The sequence below is a fragment of the Telmatospirillum siberiense genome (assembly GCF_002845745.1).
In the GTDB taxonomy this organism is placed as follows: domain Bacteria; phylum Pseudomonadota; class Alphaproteobacteria; order Rhodospirillales; family Magnetospirillaceae; genus Telmatospirillum; species Telmatospirillum siberiense.
Genome location: NZ_PIUM01000035.1, coordinates 40,200 through 59,135, shown reverse-complemented (window position 1 = coordinate 59,135; position 18,936 = coordinate 40,200). Strand labels below are relative to the sequence as shown.

Annotated in this window: 17 protein-coding genes and 1 tRNA gene; 9 read left to right on the top strand and 9 right to left on the bottom strand. The window is 63.4% G+C overall.

Annotated elements, in window-relative coordinates; genetic code table 11:
• Window positions 1-28 precede the first annotated feature (28 nt).
• Window positions 29-1,687: a hypothetical protein gene (locus tag CWS72_RS22665; RefSeq protein ID WP_199175891.1), complete on the bottom strand. Its 1,659-nt coding sequence runs from the start codon at window positions 1,685-1,687 to the stop codon at window positions 29-31.
• A 303-nt stretch (window positions 1,688-1,990) separates the two neighbouring features.
• Here CWS72_RS22665 and CWS72_RS22660 point away from each other — a divergent pair, with 303 nt between their 5' ends.
• Window positions 1,991-2,995, top strand: coding sequence for a LacI family DNA-binding transcriptional regulator (locus tag CWS72_RS22660; protein ID WP_158240785.1), 1,005 nt, complete (start codon window positions 1,991-1,993; stop codon window positions 2,993-2,995).
• Between the two features lie 15 nt (window positions 2,996-3,010).
• On the opposite strand, the gene CWS72_RS22655 is transcribed toward CWS72_RS22660, so the two are convergent.
• On the bottom strand, window positions 3,011-3,979 hold the full coding sequence (locus CWS72_RS22655) for a bile acid:sodium symporter family protein (RefSeq protein ID WP_101252929.1): 969 nt from the start codon (window positions 3,977-3,979) through the stop codon (window positions 3,011-3,013).
• A gap of 264 nt (window positions 3,980-4,243) precedes the next feature.
• Window positions 4,244-6,097: a tetratricopeptide repeat-containing sulfotransferase family protein gene (locus tag CWS72_RS22650; protein WP_146002840.1), complete on the bottom strand. Its 1,854-nt coding sequence runs from the start codon at window positions 6,095-6,097 to the stop codon at window positions 4,244-4,246.
• A gap of 301 nt (window positions 6,098-6,398) precedes the next feature.
• Here CWS72_RS22650 and CWS72_RS27935 point away from each other — a divergent pair, with 301 nt between their 5' ends.
• Genes CWS72_RS27935 through CWS72_RS22630 form a run of 5 tightly spaced genes read left to right on the top strand, consistent with a single transcriptional unit; the run spans window position 6,399 to window position 9,080 of the window.
• Window positions 6,399-6,560: a hypothetical protein gene (locus CWS72_RS27935; RefSeq protein ID WP_158240784.1), complete on the top strand. Its 162-nt coding sequence runs from the start codon at window positions 6,399-6,401 to the stop codon at window positions 6,558-6,560.
• Window position 6,561: 1 nt separating this feature from the next.
• Window positions 6,562-7,239, top strand: coding sequence for a sigma-70 family RNA polymerase sigma factor (locus CWS72_RS22645; protein WP_241911858.1), 678 nt, complete (start codon window positions 6,562-6,564; stop codon window positions 7,237-7,239).
• Window positions 7,236-7,883: a ChrR family anti-sigma-E factor gene (locus tag CWS72_RS22640; protein ID WP_101252927.1), complete on the top strand. Its 648-nt coding sequence runs from the start codon at window positions 7,236-7,238 to the stop codon at window positions 7,881-7,883. The genes CWS72_RS22645 and CWS72_RS22640 overlap by 4 nt, the downstream gene beginning before the upstream one ends.
• 46 nt (window positions 7,884-7,929) lie before the next feature.
• Entirely contained in the window at window positions 7,930-8,658 is a 729-nt protein-coding gene (locus CWS72_RS22635) for an SDR family NAD(P)-dependent oxidoreductase (RefSeq protein ID WP_101252926.1), read from the top strand.
• Window positions 8,655-9,080, top strand: coding sequence for a nuclear transport factor 2 family protein (locus CWS72_RS22630; RefSeq protein ID WP_101252925.1), 426 nt, complete (start codon window positions 8,655-8,657; stop codon window positions 9,078-9,080). The genes CWS72_RS22635 and CWS72_RS22630 overlap by 4 nt, the downstream gene beginning before the upstream one ends.
• On the opposite strand, the gene CWS72_RS22625 is transcribed toward CWS72_RS22630, so the two are convergent.
• The 6 genes from CWS72_RS22625 to CWS72_RS22600 all read right to left on the bottom strand — a co-directional run bounded on the left by CWS72_RS22625 (window position 9,049) and on the right by CWS72_RS22600 (window position 14,538).
• On the bottom strand, window positions 9,049-9,594 hold the full coding sequence (locus CWS72_RS22625; RefSeq protein ID WP_101252924.1) for a DUF3833 domain-containing protein: 546 nt from the start codon (window positions 9,592-9,594) through the stop codon (window positions 9,049-9,051). The two genes, CWS72_RS22630 and CWS72_RS22625, sit on opposite strands and share 32 nt — an antisense overlap.
• A gap of 165 nt (window positions 9,595-9,759) precedes the next feature.
• Entirely contained in the window at window positions 9,760-10,977 is a 1,218-nt protein-coding gene (locus tag CWS72_RS22620) for an SAM-dependent methyltransferase (protein WP_101252923.1), read from the bottom strand.
• Window positions 10,974-11,750, bottom strand: coding sequence for a DUF1365 domain-containing protein (locus CWS72_RS22615; RefSeq protein WP_101252922.1), 777 nt, complete (start codon window positions 11,748-11,750; stop codon window positions 10,974-10,976). Before CWS72_RS22615 ends, CWS72_RS22620 begins: the two co-directional genes overlap by 4 nt.
• A 5-nt stretch (window positions 11,751-11,755) precedes the next feature.
• Window positions 11,756-13,075, bottom strand: coding sequence for an NAD(P)/FAD-dependent oxidoreductase (locus CWS72_RS22610; RefSeq protein ID WP_101252921.1), 1,320 nt, complete (start codon window positions 13,073-13,075; stop codon window positions 11,756-11,758).
• Window positions 13,076-13,326: 251 nt separating this feature from the next.
• A tRNA-Pro gene (locus CWS72_RS22605) sits at window positions 13,327-13,403 on the bottom strand.
• Between the two features lie 109 nt (window positions 13,404-13,512).
• Window positions 13,513-14,538 (bottom strand): polyprenyl synthetase family protein, encoded by a 1,026-nt coding sequence (locus CWS72_RS22600; protein WP_101252939.1) that lies wholly within the window; start codon window positions 14,536-14,538, stop codon window positions 13,513-13,515.
• Window positions 14,539-14,721: 183 nt separating this feature from the next.
• Between CWS72_RS22600 and CWS72_RS22595 the strand changes: the two genes are divergently transcribed.
• From CWS72_RS22595 to glyS, 3 genes are all read left to right on the top strand, one after another.
• Entirely contained in the window at window positions 14,722-15,456 is a 735-nt protein-coding gene (locus tag CWS72_RS22595; RefSeq protein ID WP_101252920.1) for a tRNA1(Val) (adenine(37)-N6)-methyltransferase, read from the top strand.
• Window positions 15,457-15,949: 493 nt separating this feature from the next.
• Window positions 15,950-16,831 carry a glycine--tRNA ligase subunit alpha gene (locus CWS72_RS22590; protein WP_101252919.1) on the top strand — a complete coding sequence of 294 codons (882 nt, stop codon included), beginning with the start codon at window positions 15,950-15,952 and terminating at the stop codon, window positions 16,829-16,831.
• Between the two features lie 4 nt (window positions 16,832-16,835).
• Complete coding sequence (glyS, locus tag CWS72_RS22585) at window positions 16,836-18,902, top strand: glycine--tRNA ligase subunit beta (RefSeq protein WP_101252918.1); 2,067 nt, start codon at window positions 16,836-16,838, stop codon at window positions 18,900-18,902.
• The last annotated feature ends 34 nt before the right edge of the window (window positions 18,903-18,936 follow it).

The window sequence follows — 18,936 nt, the reverse complement described above, 5'->3', positions numbered from 1 at the left end:
TTGCTTCGATGGCGCGAAAGGGCGCCTGTCAGATCCTCGTTCCCAGATCCCCTGCCAGGAAAACCCGCATATTCTGCGTCAGGCCTTGCGCGGCGAGCGCGCGGGCGACGTCGGCGAGATGCTCCTCGGCCACATAGGCGACGGTGATGTGATTGCTTTGATGCCCGGCCATCAGATCGTCGCGGCCGACGCCATCCAGGACGCAATTCATCAGCGGCCATTCCCTGGTGGTCGCGCCGAGCCTGCGGTCGAACTCGGCCGGAGGCAGTTCGACCGCCTTGCCGGTGCCGATATGCAGGACCACCTCGGTTCCTTCGTAATGGGCGCGTGCCCAGATGAAGGATCCGGCCTTGCCCTGTCCCGCGATGGTCGAGCCGCCCTTGGGGAAGTACATGGGTGGCTGCCGGTAGCCCGTCGCGCCGGCGATGCCGCCCTTGAGATGGGAAAAGGGAATCGATCCGGAAATTTCGAAATCCCAGTAGAAGGTGCCTTCGAAGATGCTGCCCCAGCGGATATCGTGAAGTGTGGTTTCCGAAGGCAGTCCGAGGGAATCGAGCAGGCGCCACAGCATGGTCTGGGGGATGGCCGTTCCCATGTCCACTTCGTTGATGCAGGGGATCGCCTTGCCGGGGCGGATGATCCGCCCTTGTTCGTCGGGAATGGGGAAGCGCTCGGCCGAACCGATGGCGCCCTCGGCGAAGTCCGAGGCGGCGCAGGAATTGGCCAGGCCCTGCTGATATTGGACACCGACCGCCGACAGGCCGAAACGTTGAACGAACCGCGCCATGGCGATCAGCATGGCGCATTGTTCGAGAACCTGCTCACGGGTCAGATCGCTCGCCGGATCGCTGCCGAAATTGAAACGCATGCCCCGCGTCTCGTACCAGGATAGGCATTCCTCGCGTAAGGACCGCGGCACCTTGGCCATTTCCACCAGCAGATCGGACTGGGAGAGCGCCTCGAGCGGCATGCCGACGCTGGTCAGGGCTTTCTGCGGGAACACGCCGTTGATCATGCCCATGCAGAAGCTGTCGAACAGGCCGATGATCTCCTTGTGCTCCAGGATATAACGGCCGACTTCGGTGCCGAGGCGGCCCATTGGGCTCCGCATGATGGGATGGGATTTGTCGAGCGGATGCAGGTAATCCGTCTTATGGACGATGGTTCCGGACTTCAGCCAGGAGCCGAGGCCTTCCAGGAAGAACGTGTCGTCGAAGTTTTCCGACCACAGGCGCGAATAGGGTTTATCGAGGCTGGTCAGCGTGCCGGCCATGCAGAGCATGCCGACCAGGCCGGGCCAGGTACCGTCGAAATTGGCCAGCAGCAGCACGGGGCCGCGATGGGTGACCAGACTGGGGGCCAGGTGATGGGAGTATTGCCAGGCGGTCAGCAAGACGATGACCGGGGCGTCCGGGTCGATGCCTTCGAAGACGTCGCTGCCCTCGCGCTGGCTGCTGATGAAACCGTGGCCCCGGTCGGTCTTGACGGGGTGGGCCCGTTTCATGGTGACGCCGAACCGTTCCGTCAGCACGGTTTTCAGCTTGTTCTCGAACTTCTGCTGGACCGGCCAGCAATTGACGTTGGCCGATTCGCGGAGATCCGCATTGGTGACGAGGAGGACCTCGCCCGCTTCGGCTTTGATGCGTGTTTTCGGTTCGGGAAGGGTCAGCGTCAACATACTGGTCACCTGGCGATCTTGGAGTTCGTGACGAATCAACAGCTTGTCAAAGCGGCTTATTTGTTTGCTGCGTCGAGTTAGCATACTATTGCAAGGTGCGTTGGGGAGGCAAGAAGGAAAGGGCGGGGAGTGGCATCGTCCAGATGGTGCTCGCCTGGCGTGTCATCCTCTGCTAGTGGTCCGATCCCGATGCTTGCTTTCCAAGCGTCGGGTGAATCGGCCCACCAACTAATTGCTCCGATCCCGATGCTTGCTTTCCAAGCGTCGGGTGAATCGGCCCACCAACTCATTGAATTGTGTTCGGATTCTGCGATGACGAAGACGATTAAGGAAATAGCCGGCGAGACCGGGGTTTCGATCACCACCGTCCGTCTCATCATCAGCGGTCAGGCCGAGAAATACCGGATCAGCGCGAAAACCAGGGCCCTGGTCGAGGACTATGTCGCCCTTCACGGTTATGTGCTGCACCATGCCGCGCGTAGCCTGAAGCTCAAGCGCACCGATGCCGTCGGCCTCATCGTTCCCGACCTCGCCAATCCCTTCTTCGCCCGGCTGATGGCGGCCATGGAACGGCATTGCCGCAGTCAGAATCTTGTTCTCGTCAGCGCCTCGACCAATGACGATCCGGCGCTGGAAATGCGCGCCATCGACAATTTCCTGGCGCGCGGGGTCGATGGGTTGGTCGTGGCGCCCTGCCAGCCGCCGACTTACAAATCCGTGCTGAACCGCAAGCCGAAACTCGCCATGGTCCTGGTCGACCGCGACTATCCCCAGGACCGCTTTCCCGCCGTGGCCAGCGATAACGTCGAAAGCGGCATGGCGCTCGCCCGGCAGATGTTTTCCGACGCCGGAGCCGAACCCGTCGACTTCTTCTGTGCTTACACGGCGTTACCCAGCATCCGGGACCGTATCACGGGATTTTCGGAGATCGCCTCGGAACAGGGATGGGCGGACTGGGAGCGTCTGGTGCATTCGGCGGCGGAAGACAGCGTGGCGAGCGGCCGTCTTTTGATGCGCAATTTCATTACCGCCCGGGGGGCGCCGCCGCGCGCCTTCATGACCTCGTCCCTGCTGGTGCTGGAAGGCGTGATGCAGGAGGTGAAGTCGGCGTTGGGGGCGATTCCGGAAGATCTGTTGATCGGAACCTTCGATGACCATGCCATGCTCGATTTCCTGCCGAACCGGATCTATTCCGTCGTGCAGGATGAAAAGACGCTGGCGGCCCTGGCTTTTGCCAGCATCAGCGAACAGATGGCCGGCCGGGCGGTCGAGGCAAGCCATATGACGGTTCCCAGCCGGATCGTTCGCCGCAACTGATGCTGGGAAAGGAAATCAGCGGGTTTCGGCGCAGGCGGCGGTATCGATGACGGGCTCTTCCTCGTCGCGGCCGCCCCAGTAGCCGGCCAGCAGCGAGCCGCTGAAGTTATGCCATACGCTGAAGATGGCGCCGGGAATGGCGGCGATGGGGTCCAGATGGGCGATGGCCAGGGCCACCGCCAGGCCGGAATTTTCCATGCCGATTTCAAAGGCGACGGCCTTGCCCTTCCGGTGGGACATGCCGATCCCCCTGGCCGCGCCATAGCCCAGACTGAGCCCCAGGGTGTTGTGGGCCACCACGGCGACGAAGGCGATCACGGCGACGGTGGCCAGCTTGGCGGCGCTCAGGGCCACCACGATGGTGATGATGGCGATGATGGCCACCACCGAAACCAGCGGAACGAAGGTGACGATCCGCCTGACCGCCGCGCCCGCCGTCATATTGATGGCGACGCCGATGGCGATGGGGGCCAGCACGATCTTCAGGATGTCGATGAGCAGGGCGGTGGCGTCGACGGGGATCAAGGTGTCGGCCAGGAACAGGAAGATGAAGGGGGTGACGATCGGCGCCAGGCAGGTATTGATGCTGGAGATGGTCACCGACAGGGCGGTGTCTCCCTTGGCGATGAAGGTCATGACGTTGGAGGCGGTGCCGCTGGGGCAGCAGCCGACCAGGATCAATCCCGCCGCCAGCGACGGCGACAGGCCGAGAACGCGGGACACCAGAAAGGCCACGCCCGGCATGATGATGAAACGCAGCAGGACGCCGGCGATGACGTCCTTCGGACGTTTGAGGACCAGCCGGAAGTCGTCCAGGCTCATGGTCAGGCCCATTCCCAGCATGACGATACCGAGCAGCCAGGGAATGGATTTGCCGTAGGGCTTGAAGGGCTCGGGGGCGAGATAGGCGATGCCGGCGCAAAGGATGACCCACAGCGGGAACAGCTTGGTGACGAATTTGACGGCCTTCTGCACATTGCCCATGGGGCGGCATCCTTCCTTACGCGCTTGTGTCCCCCCTGGAACGCAAGCAGTCGATGGTCCTTGCCGCATAGTCCGGATGTCACGGCGCCGATGAAAAACCCGCCAGGCTCTCTCAAGCTCGACGGGTGCATCGGTGAAGACCTCCGAAACGAGGCGCGAAATATTCCCTCATTCCGGCATTCCCGGAGTTATGCGCTATTGCGCGTCCTATCCGAAATAAGCAATGTCTGTCAATGATGCTATTGCCCGGCCAGGGCAGAGCCGTCAGCCCAGCGCGTCGATCAGGGGCTGCGCCAAATCGCCGAAGACGTGCCAGCGGCCCACCGCCGTACGGTAAAGCGGCTGGCGGACCTGGGTGACGCTGGCTGTCCGTACCACCCGGTCGGTCCGGTGAAACGCCAGGCAGCGAGCGTCCCAGGCGAGGCCGCAATGCGCCAGCAGGCGCCGGGCCTGCCCCTCCATGTCCGCCACCATGTCCTCGTAACGGACCTCCAGCATGACGCCGGGCGGCAATACGCGACGCCAATGAGACATCAGTCTGTCGTAGGCCCGCCAATAGCGTCCCAGTTCGGCGAGGTCATAGGCGAAAAGCTGCTTGTCGGTGAACAGTTTGGAAAAGCAGGACAGGCAGGTATCGACGGGGTCGCGGCGGACATGGATGATCCGGGCGCCCGGTAATGCCTTTCGTATGATGCCGATCCGCTGGAAATTCCCCGGCAGTTTGTCGACGATCCGTTCCGCCGTCCGGGCATGGGGGCTCAACCGGTCGAGATAGGCGGCGCCCAACCGGTGCAAAGCCCGTGGAGAGAGATCGGAAAAGTCCGGTCCGCACAGGTCGTCCGTCAATCGTTCCAAATCGAGCACCTCGCCGGCCCCGAACGCCTTCGGGTGACTGGCCAGGATCTGCTCGACCAGCGTGGTTCCCGATCGGGGCATGCCGACGATGAAGACCGGCAGGCGGGAGGAAATGGCGTTTTCCGGTTCCTTGGCCAGCCATTCGGCGGTGAAGACGCCAGGGAGGCTGCGCAGAGACTCCAAGGCTTCCGCTTCGTCATAGGTGAACGTGGCCCGCTTGAGCCGATTGCCGGCCAGGAGATGATGAAAGGCTTCCCGATGCCGGGCGGTGTCTTCGTAAGCCTTGCCCAGCGCGAAATGCAATTCCATCCGATCGTCATCCGGCAGCTCGTCGATGGTTCGCGCCAGCGCTTCCATCCGCCGGAAATGGGGGCCGTTCGCATCGACCGGAAAGCTTTCGGCCAGCATGCGATGGAAAACACCCCGCTTCGGCGCCAGTTCGATCGCTTTAGCGAAGGCTTCGCTGGCCTCGCCGAGACGGCCGCTTTCCAGCAGGCAGACTCCCCGGTTGTAGTGGGCCTCGGCAAAGCCGGGGGCGAGGGTGAGGGCTCTGTCATAGCAGGTTTCGGCTTCCTCGGTCCGGTCGAGGGCTTGCAGGATGGAGCCGAGATTGCTGTATGTTTCGAAGCCCGCCGGTGCGAGGGCGACGGCATCGCGACAGGCGCGGCGCGCCTCGTCAAAACGTCCCAAAGCCTGCAAGGCGATGGCGAGATTGTTGCGCACCGCGTCGGACGCCGGGGCCAATTCGGCGGCGATTGCAAGATGGTGGACCGCCTCGCCGTTTTGTCCAATGGCCGCCAGGCTGTTGCCCAATCCATAGTGCCCGTCGGCATTGCCGGGGTCGATGGCGATGGCGCGGCGAAACAGCGGGATCGCCGTCCCGTTCCGCTCCGACTTGGCGAGCGCGGTTCCCAGGCTGACATATGGCGTCGCCCGGGACGGATCGAGGGCGATGACCGTCCGCCAGCAGATCTCGGCTTCCCGATAGCGTTTCAGGGCGAACAGGACGCGACCCAAAACGAACCGTGCCGCGTCATAGTCTGGTTTCCAGGCAATTGCGTTGCGCAGCGGCTCCACCGCCTCGCCATGCCGGTCCAGGCTATGCAGCATCAAGCCGAGATTGTGGGAGGCCTCGGCGAAGCGGGGACTGCCGGCCAGCGCCCGGGCGAAGCAGTCGATAGCCTCGCTCGGCCGGCAACGGGCGGCGAGGGAAAGCCCGCGATTGAAAAGAGTGGTGCTTCTTGATTGCTGATGCGTCTGCAAGGAAATCACATTGCCGAAAACCAGAATGCGACGTTACCCGCCTAATGTTTCGCCACTGCGTGCGAGAGGGGGGTGATTTGTAACAGATTGTTGAGGTGGATTGCGTCGTTCGCGAGCCAAAGACGACGCAATTCTCCCGTGGCACCGGCGTCCCCGCCGGTGTTCCGGCTCGAAACACCGGCGGGGACGCTCATTTACACGAAAAATCCGACACCCTCGGGCCGGCGGACGCGTCTTTCGTGTGATCCAGCACGGGAAATCCTTCGTAAGAACGACATGGTTCAAATCAAGGAGCCCCATTATGCCGACCCCTCCCGCGACCACGGCGCAATTGCTGGAACTGTGCTCGATGCTGCGAGCCATCGCCGCTTCCCATCAGGACGCCCGTCCGCTTTTGCGTCAGATGGCTGAGGCCTACGAACTCAGGGCCATCGTTGACCAGATGCCCCAATACGGCGGCTGACATGGGTTCGCCTCTAGCTTTTTCCTTCGCCGCTATCGATGATGCTCATGTGCCCGACATGATGCGTCGGCGCTTGGAGGAAGGTAGGGGCGGCGTGCCCGACGAGACACTGGACATCGAACCCGAACTGGGTCGTCGGCGTATGAGCGATCTGTTGTCGGCGGTGGCGCAAGACGGCGATCGCCAAGCCTTCGCCGTGTTATTTCAGTACTACGCCCCGCGCCTCAAGACCTATATGCGCAAGCTGGGGACCGAAGCCGCGGTGGCCGAGGAACTGGCGCAGGATGCCATGTTGGCGGTGTGGCGCAAGGCCGCGTCCTTTGATCCCAGCCGGGCCAGCGCCGGCACCTGGATTTTCACCATCGCCCGCAATCTGCGCATCGATATGCTGCGCAAGGAGAGGCGTCCCGAGATCAACATCGACGATCCGGAACTGGTCCCCGATCCGGCCCCGCGCGCCGATGAGGTCATGGTCACCGAACAGAGCGAGCGCCGCGTCCACGCTGTCATGGCGGGATTGCCGGCGGAGCAGACCGAAGTGGTGAAACTGTCCTTCTATGAAGACACCCCCCATGCCGAGATCGCGGCGCGGCTGAAGATTCCCCTGGGGACCGTGAAGTCACGGCTGCGTCTTGCCATGAAGCGCTTCCGTTCCGAACTGGGAGACGACCTGCCATGAACGCCACCTTCCATCCCTCGGACGAATTTTTGATGGCCTATGGCGCCGGTTCCCTGGATGAGTCCTCGGCCTTGCTGCTGGCCACCCATCTGGCGCTCTGTCCGCGCTGCCGGGCCGAGGTCGGACGGATTGAGGCTCTGGGCGGCGCCATTATCGAGGATCTGGAGCCCTCCGATATGGGGGCTGACGCCCTGGTATCGGTGTTGGCCAAGCTGGACGAGCCGCCGCCTCGCCCTCAGCCCAGATGTCCGGCTGGGGGGCCGTCCGGCTTGCCGAGCCCATTGCGCGACTACCTTCCCGCCGACATCGACGCTCTGCCCTGGAAGCGGCTCGCCGCAGGCATCGAACAGGCAATTTTGCTTCAGGGGCGCGGCATCCGTGCCCGATTGCTCCGCATCGGGGCTGGCATCACGGTCCCCGAGCACGGCCATGGCGGCATGGAAATGACGATGGTGCTACGGGGCGGCTTTTCTGACCTGGGGCGGGGTTATGCCCGTGGAGACGTGGCCATGGCCGACCCGCAGGTGGTGCATAGTCCCGCGGCCGATGGCGGCGAAACCTGCTTGTGTCTGGCGGTGACCGACGCGCCGTTGAAGCTCACCGGACTGGTGGGGATGCTGGTCAATCCCTTTCTCGACCTGTGATGCGATCCAAGGTGCATGTGAGCATCGCCCCGGCGGACAATCACCGATGAGCCGGGTATGGCTCACCGGAGCGGGAACGGGCATCGGCGAGGCCCTGGCGCGGCGCCTTGCCGCCGATGGCCATACAGTCATTGCCAGCGGTCGGCGACTTGAGCCTTTGGCGGAACTGGCCCGCAGGCAACCCGGTATCACGCCTTTGGCGGTTGACGTCACCGACCGCGCCGCCATAACCGAGGTGGTGAGCGGAATGGGGGGCGTCGACACCGCCATTCTATGCGCCGGAATCCATACGCCCACCCCGGCCCGCAGCTTTGATGCCGCCGTCGTGCGCGAGCTGATGGAGACCAATCTGATGGGGGCGGTCCATTGCGTCGAAGCCCTGCTGCCCGCCATGATCGAGCGAGGCCGCGGCCATCTGGTGCTGGTGGCGTCGGTGGCGGGCTATCGCGGCCTGCCCACCGCCGGGGGCTATTCGGCCAGCAAGGCGGGTTTGATTGCCCTGGCCGAATCTCTGAAGCTGGATCTGGATGGCAGCGGAGTGCGGGTCAGCCTGATCAATCCCGGCTTCGTGGACACGCCGCTGACCCGCCGGAATCCTTTTCCCATGCCCGATCTGATCACCTCCGAGCAGGCGGCGGATGCCATATTGCGCGGATTGCAAACGGGGCGGTTCGAGACGGCCTTTCCCCCCCGCTTCGCCCTGGCCATGAAAATACTGCGCCTGTTGCCCGATCGCCTGTATTTCGCCCTCATGCACAAGGCGACGGGACTGTGAGTCCGCTGGATGCCTGGGGCGATTTCTGGGAAGGACTGACGCCCGGCGGCGTGGCGCGCTTGCGTGAGCTTTGCGCCCCCCATATTCGCTTCGTGGATCCCTTCAACGATTTGACCGGCGTCGAGCGGCTGGAGGCCCTGCTGGTTCATATGTTCCAGACATTGGAGGGCCCGCGCTTCGTGGTGGAGGATCGAGCCCTGGGGCGGTATGCGGGCTATCTGCGCTGGCACTTTTCCGCCACTCTGCTGCGGGGCGGCCCCATTGCCCTGGAGGGCATGAGTGAGGTCCGTTTCGATGCCACCGGCAAGGTGATCCTCCATCAAGACCATTGGGATGCCGGTACCCAGGTCTATGGCCGCATCCCCGTTTTGGGAGCGGCCATCAGGCTGATCAGGAAGCGGCTTTCAGCTCCGGCTTCATGAAGAAGAGGGTGACCTCGCCTATGTCGAAGCCCCATTTGGAGACCTTGGCCCGGTTGATCATGGTGCCGCCCGGCTGCAGGAACATCCAATCGTCGAAGGCGACCCGAAGGGTTCCTCCGCCCACCTTCAGATCCATCACATAGGCCCAGTTGAGGGCATTGCCGGCCGACGCGCCCGACGCGCTGCCGACCACGTCGGAAGCAAGGCCTTCATAGCTTCCGTCGCCGAGCTTTCGAATCGTCCAGACCCGTTCATCGGTCTCGCCGTCGTTGTAGAGAAAGTGCTCATCCAATACCAACTGCTCTCCGTTCCATGTTCCGGTGATCTCTACCGTGAACTGTCGCTTCACATTGCCGAAGCGGTCCTGAAACAGGCCCCAGGCCTGGGTGCGTCCGGCGAAATACTCTTCCAACACCAGCTTGGGTTGGGCATTGGCGAAATCGGCAGGTTTCATGGTCGAACACCCCGTAAGCACGAGAAAGGCGGACAGGACGAGAGCGGATCGTGTCAACATGGATCAGGCCTCCGACAGAATGGCGATACGGCGCTCGGGGTTCTGCTGGCGCGCCTGGTCCAGCCGAAAACGACCCATTGCGGTTACCGCCGCGAGCGTCGGTAAAACCGGCGCACCGGCGGAAAGCGTCCCCAGGGGCGGCAGCCGGCCCGGCCGGCGCATGATCTAGTCCCGAGTCAGCAGCAGATGGCACACGTCGACGGCCTTGGTACGGAAGCCCGCGCGGCAATAGGCGATGTAGAACTCCCACAACCGCTTAAATCGAGTGTCGAAGCCCAGGGGGGCGATCCGTGGCCATGCTTGCTGGAAGTCCCGCTCCCACAAGGCCAGGGTTCGCTCGTAATCCATGCCGAAGCGTCGCGGCGTGGACAGGCCCAGTCCGGCGGCATCGGCCTGAGCTTGTAAGGCGCCGGGCGAAGGCAGCATGCCACCGGGAAAAACATGGCGCTGGATGAAGTCGCAGCCCCGACGGTAGGAATCGAAGCGCTCGTCGGCGATGGTGATGGCTTGCAGTCCCGCCTTGCCGCCGGGGACCAGCCGGTCGCGGATGGTGGCGAAATAGGTGGGCCACCAGCGTTCGCCAACCGCTTCGATCATCTCGACGGAGACGATGCGGTCGAACTGTCCGGTGACGTCGCGGTAATCCTGCAAGCGGATATCGGTTCGCTCGGCCACCCCAGCCTTGGCCAGCCGCCTTGTTGCCCAGGCGTACTGCTCCTCCGACAAGGTCAATCCGACCACCGTGGCGCCGTACTCACCGGCCATCAACTGGGCGAAGCCGCCCCAGCCGCAGCCGATCTCCAGCACCCGCATGCCCGGTTTCAGGCCGATATCCTCGGCAATGGCCCGGTATTTCCGCTCCTGGGCCTGGGCCAGGCTATCGTCGGGGGAGGCGAACAGGGCGGCGGAATAGGTCATGCCCCGGTCCAGCCACTGGGAATAGAAGGCATTGCCCAGATCGTAATGGGCCGAAATGTTGCGGCGGCTGCCACGCCGGGAATTGTCGTGCAGGCGCTGCCAAAGCTTGAGGCCCAGGCGCAGCAGCGGATGACCTTCCAGGGGATCGCCCAACACCCGGTCGTTGACGTCGCCCAGTTCCAGCAGGGCGGCCAGATCGGGACTGTCCCAGTCGCCATCCATATAGGCCTCACCCAATCCGACCGGGCCGCCGGTGATCAGGCGACGCAGCGCCTGAAGGCGGTGAAGGCGAAATTCCGCCCTCGGGCCTGGGGCGCCGCCGGTGTAGACCCGGCTTTCCCCGCTGGGTAGGGTTACGGTCAGTTGGCCGGCCGCCAGTCGGTGCTCCAGCATGGACAACAAGAGATTGTCGGTCAGGCCATGGGGAATGGCGGCGATGGGCAGCAGACGGGATTGGGCATTCATGAAAAATCCCCCTTGTCGGTGAAGGATACCAGCGATGTCGGCGGTGCGGGCTTGCGGTGGAATGGCGCGCCCTTGATCCAGATGCGCAACGCTTCCCAATGGATGCCCCCCAGGATCTTCAGCGGCAGCAGGGGATAGGCGATGGCGGCCCGGATCAGGGCGGCATCGGACAGCGGCACCCGCTTCGCCACATGAGAGGCGACCAGGATCGGCTTGCCGGTGGCACGGTCGGTCTCGCGGATGGTCAGAGCGAAGCTCTCGCCCGGTGGGCGCAACGCGAAGGCATATTCAGCGTTCAGGCCAAGCAGGGGCGAGACGTGGAAGCATTTCTCCGCCGAATGGCGCAGCGTCTGACGCTGGTCGCCCTCGGTGCGGACCAGATAGGCATGGCGTTCGCCGAACGTGTTGTGGACCTCGTACAGAATGGCGGACAACGTTCCATCGGCGGCATGGCAGAACCACGTGGTCAGCGGCGTGAAGCCCATACCGAGAAAGCGGGGAAACAGGTGCACCCGCACCGCTCCGCCGGGAATGAAGATGGAGTGGCGGGCAAGTTCCGCCTCGATCCAGCGGCGCGGCGCCGCACCATCGCCCAAATCGGCGTCATGGACCGAGAACAGGTTACGGCGATTGTGGGACAGCAACCTCAAGCCAAGTTCCGGCAACTCGTCCAGATCGACCAGCAGCGAGACGACGTCATAGGTGAAGCGATGGCCCACCGGTTCGAGGCGGTGATGCATGACTTGGCCGCGATACAGGCCGGAGGCGGACATTCCCGTCACTGCGCCGCCCGACGCGGTGTATCGGATTGCCAGGGCGCGGGGCAGCCCATGGACTCGGCCGCCGCCAGTCCGGACGAGAACGCATCCTCGTGGAAGCCGTAGCCGAAATATGAGCCGCAGAACCACACCCGGTCCGCACCCTGAATCCGTCCCAATTGCCGCTGTGCCGCCATGGCGGCGCCGTCGAACATGGGGTGTTGGTAGACAAAGCTGGCATGAACCATTTCCGGCCGGGGCGGGGTGATGGGATTCAGGGTGACGATGACCGGCGATTTGGCATCCAGGGACTGAAGACGGTTCATCCAATAGCTGACGCAAAGGTGGCGCGCCCCGTCCAGGCCGGTGCGGCCCATGTAGTTCCACGAGGCCCAAAGCTTTGGTCGTTTTGGCATCAGGGCCGTGTCGCCGTGGAGAACGGCCAGGTTCTCCTGATAGCTGAAGGCGCCCAGCAGAAGGCGTTCGTCCTCGCTGGGGTTGGCCAGCAAGCCGAGGGCTTCGTCGGCATGGGAACCGATCACCACCGCGTCAAAGCTTTCGCAATGGCCGTCGGTGGTGATGACATCGACCCCGGCGCCATGGCGCTTGATCGTCAGGACGGGGGTGCTCAGTCGCGCCTTGTGACGCATGTCGTTGGTGAGGCGGCGAATATATTCCCGGCTGCCGCCTATCACCGTGCGCCATTGCGGCCGGTCGGCTAATTGCAGCAGGCCGTGATTGGAGCAGAAGCGCACGAAGCTGATGGCGGGGAAATCCAGCATGGCCGAGGCCGGGGCCGACCAGATGGCGGCGGCCATGGGAAGCAGGTGGTCTTGGACAAAGGCGTCGCCATATCCGTTGGCGCCCAGATACTCGCCCAGACTGGGGCCGGGCTCGCTCATCTCCATGATCATGGGGGCGTTTCGGTAGAAGCGCAGAATATCGGTGACCATGCCCAGGAAACGCGGCCGCACCAGATTGGCCGGCTGTCCGAACAGGCCACGCAGGTTCTCGCCCGAATATTCCATGGCGCCCTCGTCCAGGGACACCCCGAACGACATGTTGGTCGCCTTGGTTGGCACAGCCAGTTGTTCGAACATGCGGATCAGATTGGGGTAGGTTCGCTCGTTATAGACGATGAAGCCGGTATCAACCGCGGTCCGATGGCCGTCCGCCTCTGTCATCTCGACAGTGTTGGCGTGGCCGCCCAGATGAGCATTCTTTTCGAAAATGGTGACGTCGTGCCGGCGCGATAGCGACCATGCCGCGGCCAACGCCCCGGCACCAGAGCCGATCACGGCGATTTTTCGCCCCTGGTGGAGTGATGTGTCCCGGCTCATGGAGCCCCCCCTCGATATCGCTCATGCCTTTACTACGTGGCATGGCGAGGGTTGGATCACCACCACACAAGCCGTCGAGGCCTGAGAACAGATCTTCCGCCACCCATTTTCGGGGAAGTGCCACTCCGTGGACGAACGAGAAAGCGGCAACAGCGTGGCAACTGGCCAAAAAGCGATGGGCCTTCGCAATCGGTGCCGCCAAACAAAAACCCGCTAAGCCATTACAGCTTAACGGGTTTTTGTAAACCAACTGGTCGGAGTGAGAGGATTCGAACCTCCGGCCCCTGCCTCCCGAAGACAGTGCTCTACCAGGCTGAGCTACACTCCGGCATTGCGGCGCGAAGAAGTGCGCCAAACTTGAAAAACGCCGGTGTTGGCCGGCGAGGCGCCTCTTATAGCGCCATCGATCGAGGATCGCAAACGGGAAATTCAGCTTCTTAGAACGCGCGCTCGATACAGAAATCGATGATGTCGGTCAGGGCGGACTTGGCAGGGCTGTCCGGGAAGATTCCGAGGGCGTCGCGGGCGATGGCCCCATAGTGGCGGGCGCGTTTCACGGTGTCGGCCAGGCTCTGGTGTTTTTCCATGAGACGCTGGGCCTCGCGCAGGTCCGATCCGTCTTCCGCCTGTTCGAGATCCTCCAGTGTGCGCCGCCAGAACTGGCGCTCCGCGTCGTCGCCGCGACGGAAGGCCAGGATCACCGGGAGCGTGATCTTTCCCTCGCGGAAATCGTCGCCCAGGGCCTTGCCTAATTTTTCCTGCTTGGCCGAATAGTCGAGGACGTCGTCTATCAGCTGGAAGGCGATGCCGAGGTTGAGGCCATAGCTTTCCAGCGCCTCCTCCTCGACCTTCGGGCGGTCGGACACCACCGCGCCGATCTGACAGGCGGCGGCGAACAGGGCGGCGGTCTTGGCGCGGATCACCTCGAGATAGGCGTCCTCGCTGGTGCTGGTGTCGTTGGCGGTGACCAACTGCAGGACCTCGCCTTCGGAAAGGACCGAGGCGGCGTGGGAGAGAATGGCCAGGACCTGCAAGGAGCCGTCCTCGACCATCAGCTCGAAGGACCGGCTGAACAGGAAGTCGCCGACCAGGACGGACGGTTTGTTGCCCCAGACGGCATTGGCGCTGGCCAGGCCGCGGCGGAGCGAGCTGTCGTCGACGACATCGTCGTGCAGCAATGTCGCCGTATGGATGAATTCGACGCAGGCCGCCAGATGAATATGCCGTTGTTCCCGATGGCCGCACAGCTTGGCCGAGGCCAGGGTCAGCATGGGGCGCAGGCGCTTGCCGCCGGCCGCGATGATATGACCGGCCAATTGCGGGATCAGTTCCACCGGGCTGTGCATCCGCTCGACGATGGAGGTGTTGACCAAGGCCAGATCGTCGCTCACCAGAGCCATCAGCGCGTCCAGGGACGCTCCTTTCTTGCTCCGTTCGTTTTCAAGGTTGACGACGATCGCCACGGTCACTCTCCCAGCATAAAGCATCGCCACGCCTTCGTGGCCGCGCGGCGAGCATAGTGTTGCGCCGCCGTGACGGTCAAGGTTACAACCAAATCGCACCGGTGTGGTCCGTCGATTTTTGACTTCTTAAAATCGCCGCCATCCGAACACTGGCGGGCTGTTCCAGGAACGGACGGAAGAGATATGGACGAGGTCAGCGAAGACGCATTGCTGGATGGGCGCGTGAAATTCCGCCAGCCGGTGGACGGATACCGCGCCGCCATCGATCCGGTGTTTCTGGCGGCGGCGGTTCCGGCCAAGGATGGCCAGTCGGTGCTCGATGTCGGCAGCGGCGTCGGCGCGGCATCCCTTTGCCTGGCGGCCCGCGTTCCCGGAGCGCGCCTTTTCGGGCTGGAGGCGCAGCCCCCCCTGGTCGCCCTGGCCCGCGAGAACATCGCGATGAACGGGATGACCGGCCGTGTCGAGTCCCTGATCGGCAGCTTGCAGGCTCCTCCCCCGCGCTTGGCGCCGGGCAGTTTTCATCATGTCATGACCAATCCGCCGTATCAGGCCCTCGACGAGGGGCGGGCCTCGCCGCATCCGGGCAAGGCGATGGCCAACCAGGAGGGTGAGGTCGATCTCGCCGCCTGGATGCGCTTCGCCATTAATATGCTGCAGCCGAAAGGTACCCTGGTGGTCGTCTATCGCGCCGATCGACTGGATGATCTTCTGGCCGCCCTCAACCGGCGGGTCGGCGAGATCGTCATCCTTCCCCTGTGGCCGAAAGCCGGGCGCCCGGCCAAGCGCGTCCTGCTGCGGGCCCGGAAGGGGGTGTCCTCTCCCGTGACCTTGTTGCCGGGCATGATTTTGCACGAGGAGGACGGCCGCTACAGCGCTTCCGCCGACGCCGTCCTGCGCCATGGCGCGGCATTGGCCTGATATCAGCGTGCGCTGATCGGAAGCGATCCGCGTCCCTCAGGCGCCAACGATGGCGCGGGCACTCGAATGCGCCCGACGAAATACCAATGTCGTGAAGAGTTTTACGGTGCGTAAATAAAGATCAACCCTCTCCGCCCAGGGTGGGTGCGTCGGAGACGCGGGCGGAGAGGGTTGCCGGCCCCGGGTGAGGAGTGGGGCCGTGCTGCATCCGGTAACTTTTTCCCTGATACAGCTTCAGGCCTGATTTTATTAGATGGCCGAGCTGTGATCATTGTCACAGACATATTTGATTCATTGCGACATCAAATTCAAATAATTTTATTTGTCAGAAATTTTGCATTAATTTACATAAAATTGTTTATAGATGTCCGGGGCCGATCCAGCGATGAGGTCTTCGCCCGTCAGGCATGAAATGCGCAGCCTTGACCGACGGTGGGGCGCCGCTTAAGTTGCTGCAACTTTCCAGCTCCCACTAGATCGGCGGCGGTTTCCAATGGCTTCTCGGCCGAGTTTCCAATCCCTTATCCTCACCCTTCAGGCTTTCTGGGCCGAACAGGGGTGCGTCATCCTGCAGCCCTATGACATGGAGGTCGGTGCGGGTACCTTCCATCCGGCGACCACCTTGCGCGCGCTGGGGCCCGAGCCGTGGAAGGCCGCCTATGTTCAGCCGTCGCGCCGGCCGAAGGATGGACGCTATGGCGAGAACCCCAACCGTCTGCAGCACTATTACCAGTTCCAGGCCTTGTTGAAGCCGTCGCCGGAAAACAGCCAGGACCTTTACCTGGAAAGCCTGCGCCGCCTCGGCATCGATCCCCTGGCCCACGACATCCGTTTCGTCGAGGACGACTGGGAAAGCCCGACGCTGGGGGCCTGGGGCCTGGGATGGGAAGTCTGGTGCGACGGCATGGAGGTGACACAGTTCACCTATTTCCAGCAGGTCGGCGGCATCGAATGCGATCCGGTCGCGGTGGAGATGACCTACGGCCTGGAACGCCTGGCCATGTATATCCAGGGGGTCGAGAACGTCTACGACCTCGATTTCAACGGAGCCGGCGTGCGCTACGGCGACATCTTCCTTCAGGCCGAGAAGGAATATTCGGCCCATAATTTCGAATATGCCGATACCGAAATGCTGCTGCGCCATTTTCTCGACGCCGAAAAGGAATGTGTGGCGCTGCTGGCCGCCAAGCTCGCCTTGCCGGCCTATGACCAGTGCATCAAGGCGAGCCATCGCTTCAATCTGCTGGATGCCCGCGGGGTCATCTCGGTGACCGAGCGGCAATCCTATATCGGTCGTGTCCGGGCCCTGGCCAAGGCCTGCTGCGAGGCGTGGATCGCGTCGAGGCAGGGCGCCGCCCCCGCCGGGGAGGCTTGAGATCATGGCCGAATTCCTGCTTGAACTGTTTTCCGAGGAAATTCCCGCCCGCATGCAGGCCCGCGCCGCCGAGGATCTGGGGCGTCTGGTCGGCGAGGGCTTGCGCAAGAACGGTCTTACCTTCGGAGATCTGCGCACCCTGGTGACGCCGCGTCGCCTGACCCTGGCCATCGAGGGACTGCCGACCGCGACGCCGGACATTTCGGAAGAGCGGCGGGGCCCCCGGGTCGGCGCGCCCGCCCAGGCGCTCGACGGTTTCCTGAAAGGGGCCGGCGTGACCCAGGCGGAATGCGAGGAGCGCGACACTGGCAAGGGTGTCTTCTATTTCGCGGTGATCTCGCGCAAAGGGCGTCCGACCGCAGATGTCCTCAAGGACGTGGTCGAACAGACCCTCGCCGATTTCCCCTGGCCGAAATCCATGCGCTGGGGTTCCCTGGCGGTTCGCTGGGTGCGTCCTTTGCAAAGCATCCTGGCCCTGTTCGACGGGAAGGTCGTTCCCATCTCCTTCGGGCCGGTGACGGCCGGCGAGCGGACGCGCGGCCACCGTTTCCTGGCGCCGGCGGTCTTCCCGGTGACGTCCTTCGCCGACTACGCCGCCAAATTGGCGGCGGCCAAGGTGGTGCTCGACCCGGCCGAACGCCGCGAGTCGATCCTCGATCAGGCTGAAAAAGCAGCGGCCCGGGAAGGGCTGATCCTGCGCCAGGACGAGGGGCTGCTGGCCGAGGTGACCGGCCTGGTCGAATGGCCGGTGGTGCTGGTGGGCACGATCGACCAGGCTTTCATGGATGTGCCCGACGAGGTGCTGATCACCTCGATGCGCGCGCATCAGAAATATTTCTCGCTGCTGAAGGCCGATGGACGTCTGGCCAACCGCTTCCTGGTGGTCTCCAACATGGAGACCGCGGACGCTGGTGCGGCCATCGTCGCCGGCAACGAACGCGTCCTGCGGGCGCGTCTCTCCGACGCCAAATTCTTCTGGGACACGGATCGCAAACATCGTCTGGAATCCCGGCTGCCCAAACTGGCTGAACGGCTTTATTACGCCAAGCTGGGGACCATGTCCGACAAGGTCGAACGGGTCGCCGCGCTGTCGCGGCGCATCGCCCAGGCCATCGGGGCCGACGAAAATCTGGCGGAGCGCGCCGCCCGCCTGTCCAAGGCCGACCTGTCTTCGGAAATGGTCGGTGAATTCCCCGAACTGCAGGGCGTGATGGGACGCTATTACGCGCTGGCCGATGGCGAACCCGCCGCCGTCGCCGACGCCATCGCCGACCATTACGCGCCGCAAGGCCCGAACGATCGTTGTCCGACCAACCCGCTGTCGGTCGCCGTCGCCCTGGCCGACAAGCTGGATTCCCTGACCGGCTTTTTCGCCATCGACGAAAAACCGACGGGGTCCAAGGATCCCTTCGCGTTACGCCGGGCCGCGCTGGGGGTGATCCGCCTGATTTTGGAGAACGGTCTGCGCCTGTCTCTGAAGCCGTTGTTCATCGCCGCCCACGCCGCCTTCACGCAGCCGTTGAGCATCGGCGCCGAGCAGACTGCGCTCGATCTTCTCGACTTCTTCGCCGACCGCCTCAAAGTGCATCTGCGTGAAAAGGGGGTTCGCCACGACCTGATCACGGGCATTTTTGCCCTGGGTGGCGAAGACGATCTGGTGCGCCTGCTGGCGCGAGTGGACGCCTTGACGGATTTTCTTTCCAGCGAAGACGGCGCCAATCTGTTGACGGCCTACCGCAGGGCCGCCAACATTGTCCGTATCGAGGAAAAGAAGGACGAGAAATCCCACGCCGGGGATATCGATCCGGCATTGCTGGAAGCGCCCGAGGAAAAGGCGCTGCAACAGGGATTGGGCGAGGTGCGTCAGGCGATGGTGCCGGCCTTGGCCGCCGAGCGGTTCGCCGATGCCATGACCGCCCTGGCCCGGTTGCGCAGGCCGGTCGATGCTTTTTTCGAGGCGGTGACCGTCAACTGCGATGCGCCGGCGGTCCGTCTCAATCGTTTGCGCCTGCTGGCGCAGATCGGCGCCGCCATGGGCGCGATAGCGGATTTTTCGAAAATAGAGGGCTAGGCGATCGGTCTTTCCCCTCTGCGGCGTCTTGAGC